Raw genomic sequence first — 15,757 nt, 5'->3', positions numbered from 1 at the left:
TCGGGCCGCCGCCCGGCGGCGGCTTTCCGCCCTCGGCCCCGCCCGAGGCCCCGGCGGAGTTCACGGTCCGCGACGGGAAGCGCGTAAACGCTTGCGTAAGCGTTTACGCGCGGCGTTCGATGCGGTACGTTCCTGCTCCATGGCGACCATGGCTGATGTGGCCCGGCGCGCGGGCGTGTCTGTGGCCACCGTTTCTCACGTGCTCAACGAGACCCGCCCGGTGCTCCCGGGCACCCGCCAGGCGGTGCTCGACGCCATCGACGCCCTGGGCTACACCCACAACACCCTCGCGCGCTCCCTGGTCACCGCGCGCACCCGCTCGATCGGCCTGGCGGTCTCGGCGATCAGCAATCCGTACTTCACCGAGATCCTCCAGGGCGTCGAGGCCGGCGCCCTGGAGCACGGCTACGGGCTGCTCATCGCCGACCCGCACGACGACCCCGGGCGCGAGCGCGAGGCCGTCCGCCTCCTCCACGAGCGGCGGGTGGACGGAGTGATCGTCGCCGCCTCCGCCGAGCCCGGCGCGATGATCGACTATCTGACCCGCCACCGGGTCCCCGCCGTCTTCCTCGACCGGCTGGTCGGCGACGGCCACGACCAGGTGGGCGCGGAGAACGCCTTCCACGTCGAGCAGCTCGTCCTCCACCTCGCCGACCTCGGCCACACCCGCATCGGCCTGGTCGCGGGCGCCCACGGGCTGAGCACCACCGACGAGCGGATCGCCGGCTACCGCGCCGGGCTGCTCCGGCGGGGGCTGCCGTTCGCCCCCGAGCTGCTGGTCGGCGGCGACTCCGAGGCGGACGGCGCCCGGGACGCCACCCACCGGCTGCTGGCGGCGTCCCCGCGGCCCACCGCGATCGTCACCGCCAACAACGCGATGACCATCGGCGCGCTGCGCGCCCTGCGCGAGGCGGGCCTCGGCGTGCCCGACGACATCGCGCTGGTCTGCTTCGACGACTTCTCCTGGGCCGATGTGTTCTCGCCGCGGCTCACCGCGATCTCGCAGCCCAGCCGGCAGATCGGCGCCACCGCGGTCACCCTGCTGCTCGACCGGCTGGCGGACCCCGCCCGGCCGCCGCGGACCGTCCGGCTGCCCTGCGCCTTCGTCCACCGCACGTCGTGCGGGTGTCCGGCATGAAGCGCCCGGACAGGACCTGAGACCCCAACGGCCCCGGAACCCAACCCACCCACAACGTGAGGAATCGCCTCATGATCGTCGTCGCCGGAGAAGCCCTGATCGATCTGGTGCCCGACCGCCCGGCAGCGGCCGGCCCCGCGGTGGACCCGGCCCTGCCTGCGCTGCTGCCCCAGCGCGGCGGCGGCCCGTACAACACGGCGGTGGCGCTGGGCCGGCTGGGCTCGCCGACCGCCTTCTGCTCCCGGATCTCGACGGACGGCTTCGGCGAGTCCCTGATGGCGGGGCTGCGCGACGACGGTGTGGACACCGCGCTGGTGCAGCGCGGCGCGGAGCCGACCACACTGGCGGTCGCGTCGATAGCCGCAGACGGCTCGGCGGGCTACAGCTTCTATGTCGAGGGCACCGCGGACCGTCTCTTCGAGCTGCCCGAGGCCCTTCCCGACTCGGTCACGGCCGTGTCCTTCGGCACCTGTTCGCTGGTGCTGGAGCCGGGCGCGAGCGCGTACGAGGCGCTGCTGCGGCGGGAGGCGGCGCGGGGCGTCTTCACCGCGCTCGACCCGAACATCCGCACCGGTCTGATCCCGGACGCCGACGCCTACCGCGCCCGGTTCCTCGGCTGGCTGCCATACGTCGGCCTGCTCAAGCTGTCCCTGGAGGACGCCGCATGGCTGGCCGGCCCCGGGGACCCGGCGGCGGCCGTCCGGGAGTGGCTGGCGGCGGGCCCGGCGGCCGTGGTCCTCACCCACGGCGGGAACGGCATCAGCGTCATCACCCGGGGCGGGGCCGACTGCTCGGTCCCCGGCGTACGGGTCGATGTCGTGGACACCATCGGGGCGGGCGACACGGTGAACGCCGCGCTGCTGCACCGTCTGGCGGCGCACCAGGCGCTGACGGCGGAGGCGGTGGCGAAGCTGGACGAGGCCGCCTGGCGGGATGTGCTCGGCTTCGCCGCGCGGGCGGCCGCCGTCACCTGCTCCCGTGCGGGCGCACAGCCGCCCTACGCGGCCGAGCTCTGAGCCGAGGGACCCCCGCCGGGGTCCGGTGTGTGCCGCGCCCGGCGGAGCGCGGCACACACCGCCGGGCGCTACTTCGTGGCCGCGCGCCGCCCGGGGACCGTCGCCTTCTTGACGGCGGTCTTCGTTGCGACGGTCTTCGCGGCGGCCGTCTTCTTGGCCGCCGTCTTCTTGGCCGGAGCCTTCGCGGGGGCCTTCTTCGCGGTCTTCCGCCCGACCGGCGGCGCCACCGCGTCGCTCACCAGATCCCCCAGCATCTCCCTGAGGAACTTGCCGGTGTGGCTGGCCGGGACCGAGGCCACCTGCTCGGGGGTGCCCTCGGCGACGACCAGACCGCCGCCGCTGCCGCCCTCCGGGCCCATGTCCACGACCCAGTCCGCCGTCTTGATCACATCGAGGTTGTGCTCGATGACGATCACGGTGTTTCCCTTGTCGACCAGCCCGGACAGCACCTTGATCAGCTTGCTGATGTCCTCGAAGTGCAGCCCGGTCGTGGGCTCGTCCAGGACATAGACCGTGCGCCCCGTCGACCGCTTCTGGAGCTCGCTCGCGAGCTTGACGCGCTGCGCCTCACCGCCGGAGAGGGTCGGCGCGGGCTGCCCGAGCCGGACGTAGCCGAGCCCGACCTCGTTGAGCGTGCGCAGATGGCGGGAGATCGTCGGCACCGCCTCGAAGAAGTCGAGCGCCTCCTCGATGGGCATGTCCAGCACCTCGGCGATGGACTTGCCCTTGTAGTGCACCTCCAGGGTCTCCCGGTTGTAGCGCGCGCCGTGGCAGACCTCGCACGGCACATACACATCCGGCAGGAAGTTCATCTCGATCTTGATGGTGCCGTCGCCGGAGCAGTTCTCGCAGCGGCCGCCCTTGACGTTGAAGGAGAACCGCCCGGGCTGGTATCCGCGGACCTTGGCCTCCATCGTCTCCGCGAACAGCTTGCGCACATGGTCGAAGACGCCCGTGTACGTCGCCGGGTTGGAGCGCGGGGTGCGGCCGATGGGCGACTGGTCGACATGGACCACCTTGTCGACGAGGTCGTCGCCGGCGACCCGGGTGTGCCGGCCCGGGACGGCCCGCGCCCCGTTCAGCTCGCGCGCCAGGTGGGTGTACAGGATGTCGTTGACCAGGGTCGACTTGCCCGATCCGGAGACGCCGGTGACGGCGGTGAGCACACCGAGCGGGAAGGACACATCGATGTCCTGGAGGTTGTTCTCCCGGGCGCCGTGGACCGTCAGCTGCCGCCCGGGGTCCATGGGCCGGCGCATCCCCGGCAGCTCGATGGCCCTCTTCCCGGCCAGATACTGCCCGGTCATCGAGTCCTCGTTGGCCAGCAGCTCCTTGAGCGGCCCGCTGTGGACCACCTTGCCGCCGTGCTCGCCCGCGCCCGGGCCGATGTCCACCACCCAGTCCGAGGTCTTGATGGTGTCCTCGTCGTGCTCGACGACGATCAGGGTGTTGCCCAGGTCGCGCAGCCGCACCAGCGTCTCGATCAGCCGGTGGTTGTCGCGCTGGTGCAGCCCGATCGACGGCTCGTCCAGCACGTACAACACGCCCACCAGGCCGGAGCCGATCTGGGTGGCCAGCCGGATGCGCTGCGCCTCGCCGCCCGAGAGCGTGCCCGCCGCGCGGTTGAGCGAGAGATAGTCCAGGCCGACGTCGACCAGGAACCGCAGCCGCTCGTTGACCTCCTTGAGCACCCGCTGGGCGATGGTCTTGTCGCGGGCGCTCAGCTTCATGTCGCGCAGGAACTCGGCGCACTCGCTGATCGACATCGCGGAGACCTCCGCGATGGAGCGGCCCTCCACGGTGACCGCCAGGATGAGCGGCTTGAGCCGGGTGCCCTCACAGGTGGGGCAGGGCACCTCGCGCATATAGCCCTCGAAGCGCTCACGGCTGGAGTCGCTCTCCGCCTCCGTGTACCGCCGCCTGACGAAGGGCACCGCCCCCTCGAAGGCCGTGACATAGGCGCGCTCCCGCCCGTAGCGGTTGCGGTAGCGGACCTCGATCTGCGTCTTGTGCCCGTAGAGCAGCGCCTTCTTGGCGCGCTGCGGGAGCCCGGCCCAGGGGATGTCCGTACGGAAGCCGAGCGCGTCGGCCAGCCCGCCGTAGAGCCGGGCGAAGTAGTCCTTGGTGTGACCGTGGGACCAGGGGTGGATGGCGCCCTCGTCGAGCGACTTCTCCTCGTCCGGGATGATCAGCTCGGGGTCGACCTCCATGCGGGTGCCGATGCCGGTGCACTCCGGGCAGGCGCCGAAGGGCGAGTTGAACGAGAAGGAGCGCGGCTCCAGCTCTTCGAAGGACAGGTCGTCGTACGGGCAGTAGAGGTGCTCGGAGAACATCCGCTCGCGCTGCGGGTCGTCCTCGTCGAGGTCGACGAAGTCCAGGATCACCATGCCGCCGGAGAGGCCGAGGGCGGTCTCCACGGAGTCGGTCAGCCGCCGCTTCGCGCTTTCCTTGACGGTCAGGCGGTCGATGACCACCTCGATGGTGTGCTTCTCCTGCTTCTTCAGCTTCGGCGGGTCGGTCAGCTGGATGGTCGTGCCGTCCACCCGCGCCCGGCTGTAGCCCTTGGTCTGGAGGTCGGCGAAGAGGTCGACGAACTCCCCCTTGCGCTCGCGCACCAGCGGGGACAGCACCTGGAAGCGGCTGCCCTCGGACAGCTCCAGCACCTTGTCGACGATCGCCTGCGGCGACTGGCGGGAGATCGGGCGGCCGCACTCGGGGCAGTGCGGCTTGCCGATCCTGGCGAACAGCAGCCGGAGGTAGTCATAGACCTCCGTGATGGTGCCGACCGTGGAGCGGGGGTTCCGCGAGGTGGACTTCTGGTCGATGGACACCGCCGGGGACAGGCCCTCGATGAAGTCCACGTCGGGCTTGTCCATCTGCCCCAGGAACTGGCGGGCGTACGAGGAGAGCGACTCGACGTAGCGGCGCTGCCCCTCCGCGAAGATCGTGTCGAACGCGAGGGACGACTTGCCCGACCCGGAGAGCCCGGTGAAGACGATGAGGGAGTCGCGAGGAAGGTCGAGCGAGACGTTCTTGAGGTTGTGCTCGCGAGCGCCACGGACGATGAGACGGTCGGCCACGCCGGTCGGCACCTTTCTTGAGAGAGGTGGGGGTCCGCGGGCCCCGCTGCCATGGGGCTCTGCCAGGACGCAGAGCCGGAGCGAGGCGAAGCCCCCCGACCCAGGGTAGGGGGCGCTGCGGCGATGTCTTTAAGGATGCAGCACATGAGCCTATAGCACGCACATTCGAATTGCGGCCAGAGTCCAACAGCTTCACCCGAACGTGTGGTGAGCACTACCGTCGGAACATGACCGACTACGCACGTGACGCCGCCGCGGTGCGGGGCGCGACCGACCGCCTCATGAGCTCGGTGTCCCGGCTGGAGGAGAGCGCCGTCGGCGAGCCCTCGCTGCTCCCCGGCTGGACCCGCGGCCACGTGCTGGCGCATCTGGCGCGCAACGCGGACGCTATGGTGAACCTCCTCACATGGGCGCGCACCGGAGAGCCGACCCCCATGTACGAGAGCGAGGACGCACGCGACAGCGCCATCGGGGACGCGGCGGGCCGCCCGCTGCCGGTCCACCTCGACGACCTGCGCACCAGCGCCTTCCGCCTCTACGCGGCGGCCGCGGCGCTCCCCGCCGGCCGCCGGTCGTACGAGGTCACCATGCGGCGCGGCGTCCTCGAGCCGGCCGGCCGGCTGCCCTTCCGCAGGCTGTTCGAGGTCGAGCTGCACCATGTGGATCTCGGGGTCGGCTACACCCTGGCGGACCTGCCCGCCGCGTTCGTCGAGCACGCGCTGGACTTCCTCACCGAGGTGAGATTCGCCGGACAGCCCGGTGTCCCCCCGCTGCGGCTGGTGTCCGGCGAGGGCGGCCGGGTCCGGCACACCGGCCGCGCGGGTGGAGAGCCGCCAGTCACCGTCGAGGGCTCCGCCGCCGCCCTGTTGGGCTGGCTCACCGGCCGCACGGACGGGGCCGGGCTGTCCTGCCCCGACGGGCCCCTGCCGGTCCTGCCGCCACTAGGCTGAGGCCATGACTTACAGCGGAGCGGTGAAGGTCGGCGGACCGGCGGACGTGCACGAGCTGACCGATCTCATGATCTCGAAGGTCGCCGTCGGCCCGATGAACAACAACGCCTATCTGCTGCGCTGCCGGGCCACCGACGAGCAGCTGCTGATCGACGCCGCGGCCGAGCCGCACACCCTGCTGACGCTCATCGGGAGCAGCGGTATCGCCTCCGTCGTCACCACCCACCGCCACCAGGACCACTGGGGCGCGCTGCGCGAGGTGGTGGAGGTCACCGGTGCCCGCACCTACGCGGGCCGCTACGACGCCGAGGGCATCCCCGTCCCCACCGATGTGCCCGTCGAGGACGGCGACACGGTGCGCGTCGGCCGGGTCGAGCTCACCGCCCGCCATCTGGTCGGCCACACCCCGGGCTCCATCGCCCTGGTCTACGACGACCCGCACGGCCACCCGCACGTGTTCACCGGCGACTGCCTCTTCCCGGGCGGGGTCGGCAACACCTGGAAGGACGCGAAGGCGTTCGAGAGCCTCATCGACGACGTGGAGACCAAGCTCTTCGACCGGCTGCCGGACGAGACCTGGGTGTACCCCGGCCACGGCGACGACACCACCCTCGGCGCCGAGCGCCCGCACCTGGGCGAGTGGCGCGAACGCGGCTGGTGAGCGACGTGTGAGAGGAGCGCGCGCCGGGCCCGCACGCCGCGCGCTCTTCCCCGCGCCGCACGCCCCGTAACCGGGGGCGCGCGGCGGCGGTTGGCGCTTCATGCACGACGACCGCTCCCCGTCGATGGTCCGGCTCGCCGCCGCGTCCCTGGTCGGCACCGCCATCGAGTTCTACGACTTCTTCGTCTACGGCACCGCGGCCGCCCTCGTCCTCGGCCCGCTCTTCTTCCCCAACGTCTCCCCGCTCGCCGGGACCCTCGCCGCCTTCGGCACCTTCGCCGTCGGCTTTCTCTCCCGGCCCCTGGGGTCGGCGCTCTTCGGCCCGCTCGGCGACCGGTACGGCAGACGGCCGGTTCTCATCCTGTCGCTGCTGCTCACCGGCGTCGCGACGGTCGCGGTCGGCTTTGTGCCCAGCTACGACTCGATCGGCGTCGCGGCCCCCGTGCTGCTGCTCGTGCTGCGCTTCCTCCAGGGCCTCGGGCTCGGCGGCGAGTGGGGCGGCGCGGTGCTGCTGACCGTCGAGCACGCGCCCGAGCGGCGGCGCGGGCTGTGGGCGGGCTTCCCGCAGATCGGCCCGTCCGTCGGCTTCCTGCTGGCCAACGGCGTGATGCTGACCCTGTCGGCGACGCTGAGCGAGGACAGCTTCCGGTCCTGGGGCTGGCGGGTGCCGTTCTGGGCGGCCGGCCTGCTGGTGGCGGCCGGGCTGCTGCTGCGCGCCCAGCTCGCGGAGTCGCCGCGGTTCCAGGAGCTGGCCGAACGCGATGAGCGCGCCGCGGCGCCGCTCGCCGAGGTGGTGCGCCACCACTGGCGGCTGGTGCTGCTCACGGCGGGCGGGCTCGCGGTGGGCTACGCCGTGTTCTACACCGTGACGACCTGGTCGCTCGTGTACGGCACGGAGCGGCTGGGGGTGGACCGCACGGTCATGCTCGGCTGTGTCATGGCCGCCGTGGCGGTCCTGGGCGCGCTGACGCCCCTGGCGGCGCATCTCGGCGACCGCCTCGGGCGGCGGACCATGTGCCTGGCGGGCTGCACCGCCACGGTGCTGTGGATGTTCCCGATGGTGGCGCTGTTGCACACCGGCCGGGTGCCGCTGATGTTCCTCGGCTTCCTGGGCGCGCTGCTGGCCTTCATCGCGATGCTCGCCGTCACGGCGGCCTATCTGCCGGAGCTGTACGAGCCGCGGGTGCGCTGCACGGGCGCGGCGCTCGGCTACAACCTCGGGGGCGTGCTCGGCGGCGGGCTCACCCCGCTGGTGGCGACGGCCCTGTCGCGCGGCGACGGTCCGCCGTGGGGCGTCGCCGCGTATCTGACGGGCATCGCGCTGCTCAGCCTGGGCTGCTTCGCACTGCTGCCGGAGACCCGCCCGGCGGACGGCGCGGACCGCCGCCTCTCGCGGCCGATGGAGGCCGGGGAGGCGACGGTCTAGGGCCCGCTCCGGGGTCGTCAGGGCTGCCCGGGGCGAGTTCGGGGCGGGAGCCGGCGGGTGCGGCCGCCGGCTCCCTGTGGGGTGGATCAGGCGTCCACGCTGTCCCGGTCCGTGGCCTCCGGGGCCGACTCGCCGGCCGCCCGCTCCCGCTCGGCCTGCTTCTTGGAAACGTAGAGGCTGGTGACCGTGGTGATGGCGAGCACCGAGCAGATGACCCCGAGCGAGACCGGGATGCTGATCTCGGGGACGTTGACACCGGACTCGTGGAGCGCGTGCAGCACCAGCTTCACGCCGATGAAGCCGAGGATCACCGACAGCCCGTAGGACAGGTGGACCAGCTTCTTCAGCAGCCCGCCGATCAGGAAGTACAGCTGGCGCAGGCCCATCAGCGCGAAGGCGTTGGCCGTGAAGACGATGTACGGGTCCTGGGTGAGGCCGAAGATCGCGGGGATCGAGTCGAGCGCGAACAGGACGTCCGTGGTGCCGATCGCCAGCATGACGATGAGCATCGGGGTCATCAGGCGCTTGCCGTTCTCGACGATGAACAGCTTGGTGCCGTGGTACTTGTCGGTGGACGGGAAGCGCTTCTCGACCGCCTTCAGGAGGCGGTTCTCCTCGAACTCCTCTTCCTCCTCGTCGGCGCGGGCCTCCTGGATCAGCTTCCAGGCGGTCCAGATGAGGAAGGCTCCGAAGAGGTAGAAGACCCAGGCGAAGTTCGAGATGATCGCGGCGCCGGCGCCGATGAAGATCGCCCGCAGCACGAGCGCGATGAGCACGCCCACCATCAGCACCCGCTGCTGATAGATCGTCGGCACCGCGAACTTCGCCATGATCAGCACGAAGACGAAGAGGTTGTCGACGCTCAGCGACTTCTCGGTGATGAACCCGGCGAAGAACTCACCCGAGGGCTGGCCGCCCGCGAAGATCAGCAGACCGAGCCCAAACAGCCCGGCGAGGGCGACCCAGACGGCGGTCCAGATCCCCGCCTCTTTGATCGAGACCTCGTGTGGTTTGCGGCCGCCTATGAAGAAGTCGACGGCGATGAGGGCGCACAGACCCACGATGGTCAGCACCCACAGGGTCCAGGAAACGTCCACTGTTCCTCCGGCATTCGTACGGCAATTTCAGCGTCGTCGCTGCCGGAGGTCTCTTCCGCCCGGGCTCGCGCCGCGGGCCGACGCCCCGGGATCACGTCCGGCCCGGCCAGGGCGCCGGACGCGATCCGTACTGACGGGAACGCCGCGATAGGAGTACTCCCCTCCGCGTAAAGAAGAGTACAGGAATCACCAAGGAAGAGTAAAGAGATGGGTAAATCCCCTGCTCAGCGGCCCTTTCTCAAGTAATGACGAAGTATTAGTCGTCAGCGTCCGTAGGACTGCCGGGCCCGCGCCACCTGGGCCAGCACCTGCTCCACCACCCGGCTGCCGGCCGGCACCAGCGACGGCTCGTACGTCCAAGCGTGCCCCACCCAGGGGTCGGCCAGGTGGTCGTCGGGGACCGGGGTGACACGCAGCAGCGAGCGCCACAGCGGGTCCAGCACCGGGCCGTAGGCCTGCGCCTCCTGCCGGTCGGCGACCATCATCAGATGCACGCCCACCGCGGGCCCCTCGTCGGCGAGATAGCGCAGCTGGGTGACGGCCCGGTCGTCGAAGCCGTGCGGGAAGTCATTGACGATCAGCAGCTGTTCGGCGACGTCCAGATCGGGCGGCAGCGCGTCCGTGGCGCCGCTGCGGACCGCCATCTGCACCAGGTCGACCCGGCGCGTCAGCGCGGCGAGCGTCGCGCTCACCCCCTGGGCGCCGGACGCGGGCGGCCCGCTCAGCACACCGGAGCTGAGCAGCGGGGCGAGGGATGCCGCGGCCGAGCCGGCCGGGTCGATCACATGCACCGAAAACTCACCCGCCGGGTAGACCGCCAGCAGCCGCGCGGCGTGCGCGACCGCCGTCTCCGCGGCCAGCCGGCGCAGCTCGCCGGAGTCCACCAGCGCCGCGTCGGACAGTCCGTCCCGCCCGCTGTCGATCCACAGCCCCCGCTCCAGCGGCAGCCGGACCAGCATCGGGATGCGCAGATCCCGGCGCTCCGGGAGGTGCAGCTCGCCCAGGCGCAGCGCCATCGGGATCTCCATGGGCACCTGGTAGGCCTGCCAGACCGGGCTGTCCCAGCGGGCGAACGCCGGGGGCAGCGCGGGCTCGACCACCTCGGCCTCCGCGGCGAGCTGGGTCAGGTCCCGGTCCAGGACCGCGCGGGCCTGCTCGACCAGGGTGGTGTGCTTGGCGCGGGCCGCCGCGCGGGCCGAGTCGGCGACCGGGCCGACGCGGGTGCGCGGGTCGGAGAGCACCCCGTCCAGCTCCTTCTCCATGCGGGAGTCGGCGAAGTCGACGGCGCTGCGGTAGGCCGCGGCCGTACGGGCCAGGTCCTCGAACATGCCCCAGACCTGGTTGTACAGCCGCTCGTCCATCGTCCAGCCCGAGGCGTCGCCCGCGACGGGCTGGGCGGGCTGTCCCGGCTGGGCGGGCGGGGCGACCGGCGGGGGCGTCGGCGGCGCGGACGTACGGCGGCCGGGGTGCTGGTAGTTGACCGGCCCGCCCGAGCCCGGCCCGCCCGAGGCGGCCGAACCGCCCGCGGGCGTCTGCTGCGGCGCGGCGGCGGGCTCGGCCACCGGGCCGCTGCCGCCGGCCGTGGCCGTACGCACCCGGCCCTCGCCCTCCGGGCGGGGCGGCGGCGGGGCGATCGAGCGGGCCATGCCCCGGGCGACCGCGTCATTGATCCGCGCGGCCAGCTCGACGGCCTCCGGCAGCCCCTGGTCCTGAAGCATCGAGGCCAGCCCGCCCGCGTACCCCTGGCCGACGGCGCGCACCTTCCAGGCGCCCTGTCTGCGGTACAGCTCCAGGGCGACCACCGCGGACTCCGAGTCCAGGTCGGTGATGGTGTAGCTGGCGATCTCGGCGCCGTCCAGGCCGGTGACGGCGAGGAACGGCGCGGGCATGGCGCCGAAGCGGGTGGGGCCGCCCACCCCCGTCGGCAGGGCCAGCAGCACATTGACCCGGTGGACGGTCTCGGACACCGCGCCGAGGTCCACGGCGAGCCGGTGGTCCGCCGCGGCCTGCCTGGACACGTCGATGCCCGGGAGCTGGGGCGCGGCGGGGTGCGCGACCCACTCGGTCCCCCGCACCGTGCCCTGCTCGTCGCCGAGCGTCGCCCCGGCCACGACCGGATGGCCCGCCGAGACCCGGATTTCCAATCGGGTCTGGGGCAGTGCGTGGTTCTGCCCCCGGACCAGCTCGGCCGTCATGGCTGCGTCCCCCTCATTGTGTTTCGTTGTAGCGAAGTGTGTGTGGTGCTTGTCGGGTGTGTGCCGAGGAGAGCACATCGGCCCGGCGGGCGTGCGCCTACCGGGCCGATGGGCTCAACTGCTCACAGATGCGGCACGATGTGCGGCATCAGGTCCTGGAAGGTGCGGCCGTTGGCCGGCTCGCCCACGGCCTTCATCGCCCAGCCCGAGCCGGCGCGCTCGACCTTGGCCATGATCTGCGCGGTGTACTGCCCGCCGCCGGTGAGGGTGTAGCGGGCCAGCTCCTGGCCGTTGGTCTCGTCCACCAGGCGGCAGAACGCGTTCTGCACCTCGGCGAAGGTCTGGCCGGTGAAGGAGTTCACCGTGAAGATGATCTGGTCGATGTGCACCGGCACCCGCTGAAGGTCGACCAGGATGGCCTCGTCGTCCCCGCCCTGGCCGGCGCCGCCCACCAGGTTGTCGCCGGTGTGGCGCACCGAGCCGTCGTCGCTGACCAGGTGGCGGAAGAACACGACGTCCGTCGGCTGCTTGTCGGCGAACAGGACCGCAGACGCGTCAAGGTCGATCTCGCGCGTACGGGAGCCGAACAGCCCGCGGCGCGGGGCCGCCTGCCAGCCAAGTCCCATCCGCACCGCGGTCAGGGTGCCTCCGTCCGCCTTCTGAAGGCTGATGGACTGACCCTTGGACATATTGACCGTCACGTGCTGTCCCTACTCTCGTTTCTCGAAATCCCCGCGGCCGGTTCGGTCGCACGGCCTGTCAGAACCCTATGCACTGGAACAAGGCCGCCATCCGCCCTGACCGGCTTTTGTGTCGGTCTTGCAACACAGCGGGACGGTACGGCCGGTGGCGGAGCGGAGCAGCCGTCAGGAGAGCCCGGCCTCCTTCATCTGGCGCAGCTCTTTCTTCAACTCCCCCACCTCGTCGCGCAGCCGCGCCGCGACCTCGAACTGGAGCTCGGCGGCCGCGGCCCGCATCCGGTCGGTCATCTCCTCGATGAGCTCGGCCAGTTCGGCGGCCGGACGGTCCGTCAGCGCCCCGTCCTTGCCGGCCTTGCCGCCGCCCTTGCCGGCCTTGCCCGCCTTCTGCCCGGCGAGGGCCGGCACCGGGGCCTTGGCCTGCCCCTTGGCGCCCTTGCCGCCGTCGGTCTTGCGGTAGCCGGAGCCCAGCAGCTCCTTGGTGTCGATCTCCTCGCGGGCGATGGTCGCCACGATGTCGCCGATCTTCTTGCGGAGCGGCTGCGGGTCGATCCCGTTGGCCTTGTTGTAGGCGACCTGCTTCTCCCGGCGCCGGTTGGTCTCCTCGATGGCCTTCTCCATCGCCGGGGTGACCTTGTCGGCGTACATATGCACCTGGCCGGAGACGTTACGGGCGGCGCGGCCGATGGTCTGGATCAGCGAGGTGCCGGAGCGCAGGAACCCTTCCTTGTCGGCGTCGAGGATCGCGACCAGCGAGACCTCGGGCAGGTCCAGGCCCTCGCGCAGCAGGTTGATGCCGACCAGGACGTCGAACTCGCCCGCGCGCAGCTCGCGCAGCAGCTCCACGCGGCGCAGGGTGTCCACATCGCTGTGAAGATAACGGACCTGGATGCCCACCTCGAGCATGTAGTCGGTGAGGTCCTCGGCCATCTTCTTGGTGAGGGTGGTGACCAGGACGCGCTCGTCCTTCTCCGTGCGCGTACGGATCTCGTGGATCAGGTCGTCGATCTGCCCCTCGGTGGGCTTGACGACGACCTCGGGGTCGACGAGGCCGGTCGGGCGGATGATCTGCTCCACGAAGCCGTCGCCGCGCGAGAGCTCGTACGGGCCGGGGGTCGCGGAGAGATAGACCGTCTGGCCGGTGCGCTCCAGGAACTCCTCCCACTTCAGCGGGCGGTTGTCGAGCGCGGACGGCAGCCGGAAGCCGTGCTCGATCAGCGTCCGCTTCCGGGAGGCGTCGCCCTCGTACATCGCGCCGATCTGCGGGACCGTGACATGGGACTCGTCGATGACCAGGAGGAAGTCCTCCGGGAAGTAGTCCAGCAGGGTGTGCGGCGGGGATCCGGTCTCACGGCCGTCGATGTGCAGGGAGTAGTTCTCGATGCCGGAGCAGGTGCCGATCTGGCGCATCATCTCGATGTCGTAGGTCGTCCGCATCCGCAGCCGCTGGGCCTCCAGCAGCTTGCCCTGCTTCTCCATCCGGGCCAGGGTCTGCTCCAGCTCGGCCTCGATCCCGGCGATGGCCTTCTCCATGCGCTCGGGCCCCGCCACATAGTGGGACGCCGGGAACACATACAGCTCCTGGTCGTCGCTGATGACCTCGCCGGTGAGCGGGTGGAGCGTGGACAGCGCCTCGATCTCGTCGCCGAACATCTCGATCCGGACGGCGAGCTCCTCGTAGACCGGGAAGATCTCGATGGTGTCGCCGCGGACCCGGAAGGTGCCCCGGGTGAACGCCATGTCGTTGCGCGCGTACTGAATGTCGACGAAGCGGCGCAGCAGCTGGTCGCGGTCGATCTCCTGGCCGACCTTCAGCGGCACCATGCGGTCCACGTACTCCTGCGGTGTGCCGAGGCCGTAGATGCACGACACAGACGCCACCACGATCACGTCACGCCGGGTGAGCAGGGAGTTCGTCGCGGAGTGGCGCAGCCGCTCGACCTCCTCGTTGATCGAGGAGTCCTTCTCGATGTAGGTGTCCGACTGCGGGACGTACGCCTCTGGCTGATAGTAGTCGTAGTACGACACGAAGTACTCGACCGCGTTGTTCGGCAGCAGCTCGCGGAACTCGTTGGCGAGCTGGGCGGCAAGGGTCTTGTTGGGCGCCATGACGAGCGTCGGCCGCTGGAGCTTCTCGATCATCCACGCGGTGGTCGCCGACTTTCCGGTGCCGGTCGCGCCGAGCAGGACGACATCCTGCTCGCCACCGCGGATGCGCCGCTCCAGGTCGGCGATCGCGGTCGGCTGGTCACCGCTGGGCTGGTACGGGCTGACGACCTCGAAAGGCGCCACCTTGCGTTCGATCTGGGATACGGGCCGCATGACACCCACCGTACGACCCGCCACTGACAACGGCCGACCGGCCGAACCCGGGGCCAGGAGGGGTGACCCCCGCTCGCGCCCCCGGCGCCCGCCCGGCCGGCCCGTGCTTCACTCTGTCCAACCGCGACCTTTCCTCCGGGACGGCACGACTGGGACCCTCTGCCCGTCCGCGAGTCACGCGAGCCAGACGACGCGAGGAGTCCGTATGCACATCCGCCCCACAGCCGCCCTCACCGGCGCGCTCATCGGCATGTCCACGCTCTTCCTCTCACCGGCGGTCGCCCAGGCCGACCAGCCCGACGACCAGGCGCAGCAGACCGTCACCATCGCCCACCGGGGCGCCTCCGCCTATGCCCCGGAGAACACGCTCGCAGCCGTCGACGCGGCCGACGACCTCGGCATCACCTGGGTGGAGAACGACATCCAGCGCACCAAGGACGGCGAGCTGATCGTCATGCACGACACCACGCTGAACCGGACCACGGACGCCGAGGAGGTCTTTCCGGACCGCGCCCCCTGGAAGGTCTCCGACTTCACCAGCGAGGAGATCCGGCAGCTGGACGCGGGCAGCTGGTTCAGCACCGAGTTCGCGGGCGAGGGCGTACCGACCCTCGAGGAGTACCTCGATCGGGTGGAACACAACCACCAGAAACTCCTCCTGGAGCTCAAGGCCCCCGAGCTCTATCCCGACATCGAACGCCAGACGCTGCGCGAGCTGCGCAGAGAGGGCTGGCTGGACCGCCGCCACGTCAAGCACAAGCTGATCGTCCAGAGCTTCAGCGGGGAGGCCGTGAAGCGGGTCCACGACCTGCGGCCGGACATCAAGACCGGCTTCCTCGGCACGCCCGCGCTCGGCGACCTGGCGACCTACGCGGAATTCGCCGACCAGATCAACCCGAGCTACAAGACCATCGACGCCGATTACGTGGCCGCGGTCCAGGACGTGGAAGGCGCGCACGGCCGGCCGTTCGAGGTCTACGCCTGGACGGTGAACGACGGGCCGACGGCGGTGGACATCGCGGGCATGGGCGTGAACGGCATCATCACCAACAAGCCGGACGTGGTGCGGGACGCGCTGGAGGACGCGGGCTACGAGGTGCCGGCCGCCCCGGCGGAGGCCTCGTAGCGGCTCTCACGGCCGCCGTCGCGCGGCTCAGGGGGCGGGGCGCCGCGG

At 71.2% G+C, this 15,757-nt stretch carries 11 protein-coding genes; 6 read left to right on the top strand and 5 right to left on the bottom strand.

The annotated features are described in order from the left end of the window. The first annotated feature begins 139 nt into the window (after window positions 1-139). Both ABTY62_RS21875 and ABTY62_RS21870 read left to right on the top strand, forming a co-directional pair. Complete coding sequence (locus ABTY62_RS21875) at window positions 140-1,138, top strand: LacI family DNA-binding transcriptional regulator (protein WP_352131091.1); 999 nt, start codon at window positions 140-142, stop codon at window positions 1,136-1,138. A 71-nt stretch (window positions 1,139-1,209) separates the two neighbouring features. Then, window positions 1,210-2,154, top strand: coding sequence for a carbohydrate kinase family protein (locus ABTY62_RS21870; protein ID WP_352131090.1), 945 nt, complete (start codon window positions 1,210-1,212; stop codon window positions 2,152-2,154). Window positions 2,155-2,222: 68 nt separating this feature from the next. On the opposite strand, the gene uvrA is transcribed toward ABTY62_RS21870, so the two are convergent. Then, the gene (gene uvrA / locus ABTY62_RS21865) at window positions 2,223-5,234 is read right to left on the bottom strand and encodes an excinuclease ABC subunit UvrA (protein WP_352131089.1); all 3,012 of its coding nucleotides are present in this window, start codon (window positions 5,232-5,234) and stop codon (window positions 2,223-2,225) included. 227 nt (window positions 5,235-5,461) lie between these two features. Between uvrA and ABTY62_RS21860 the strand changes: the two genes are divergently transcribed. The 3 genes from ABTY62_RS21860 (at window position 5,462) to ABTY62_RS21850 (ending at window position 8,271) form a co-directional block, all read left to right on the top strand. Continuing rightward, the gene (locus ABTY62_RS21860) at window positions 5,462-6,184 is read left to right on the top strand and encodes a maleylpyruvate isomerase family mycothiol-dependent enzyme (RefSeq protein ID WP_352131088.1); all 723 of its coding nucleotides are present in this window, start codon (window positions 5,462-5,464) and stop codon (window positions 6,182-6,184) included. Between the two features lie 4 nt (window positions 6,185-6,188). Further along, window positions 6,189-6,845, top strand: coding sequence for an MBL fold metallo-hydrolase (locus tag ABTY62_RS21855; protein ID WP_352131087.1), 657 nt, complete (start codon window positions 6,189-6,191; stop codon window positions 6,843-6,845). A gap of 124 nt (window positions 6,846-6,969) precedes the next feature. Continuing rightward, window positions 6,970-8,271, top strand: a complete 1,302-nt coding sequence (locus tag ABTY62_RS21850; RefSeq protein WP_352131193.1) for an MFS transporter — start codon at window positions 6,970-6,972, stop codon at window positions 8,269-8,271. Window positions 8,272-8,357: 86 nt separating this feature from the next. Here the strand turns inward: ABTY62_RS21850 and ABTY62_RS21845 are convergent, their stop codons facing one another. The 4 genes from ABTY62_RS21845 to uvrB all read right to left on the bottom strand — a co-directional run bounded on the left by ABTY62_RS21845 (window position 8,358) and on the right by uvrB (window position 14,583). Next, a complete protein-coding gene (locus ABTY62_RS21845; protein ID WP_352131086.1) occupies window positions 8,358-9,368 on the bottom strand; it encodes a TerC family protein in 1,011 nt (336 codons plus the stop codon). Window positions 9,369-9,631: 263 nt separating this feature from the next. After that, window positions 9,632-11,563: a TerD family protein gene (locus ABTY62_RS21840; protein WP_352131085.1), complete on the bottom strand. Its 1,932-nt coding sequence runs from the start codon at window positions 11,561-11,563 to the stop codon at window positions 9,632-9,634. A gap of 122 nt (window positions 11,564-11,685) precedes the next feature. Further along, a complete protein-coding gene (locus ABTY62_RS21835; RefSeq protein WP_311724882.1) occupies window positions 11,686-12,264 on the bottom strand; it encodes a TerD family protein in 579 nt (192 codons plus the stop codon). A 165-nt stretch (window positions 12,265-12,429) separates the two neighbouring features. Beyond that, window positions 12,430-14,583, bottom strand: coding sequence for an excinuclease ABC subunit UvrB (uvrB, locus tag ABTY62_RS21830; RefSeq protein WP_352131084.1), 2,154 nt, complete (start codon window positions 14,581-14,583; stop codon window positions 12,430-12,432). Window positions 14,584-14,788: 205 nt separating this feature from the next. Here uvrB and ABTY62_RS21825 point away from each other — a divergent pair, with 205 nt between their 5' ends. Next, a complete protein-coding gene (locus ABTY62_RS21825) occupies window positions 14,789-15,709 on the top strand; it encodes a glycerophosphodiester phosphodiesterase (protein ID WP_352131083.1) in 921 nt (306 codons plus the stop codon). Window positions 15,710-15,757 lie beyond the last annotated feature (48 nt).

The organism is Streptomyces sp. NPDC097640, from assembly GCF_040302705.1.
Taxonomy (GTDB): domain Bacteria; phylum Actinomycetota; class Actinomycetes; order Streptomycetales; family Streptomycetaceae; genus Streptomyces.
The sequence above is the reverse complement of the archived record's forward strand: the minus strand, read 5'-3'. Positions and strand labels throughout refer to the sequence as shown.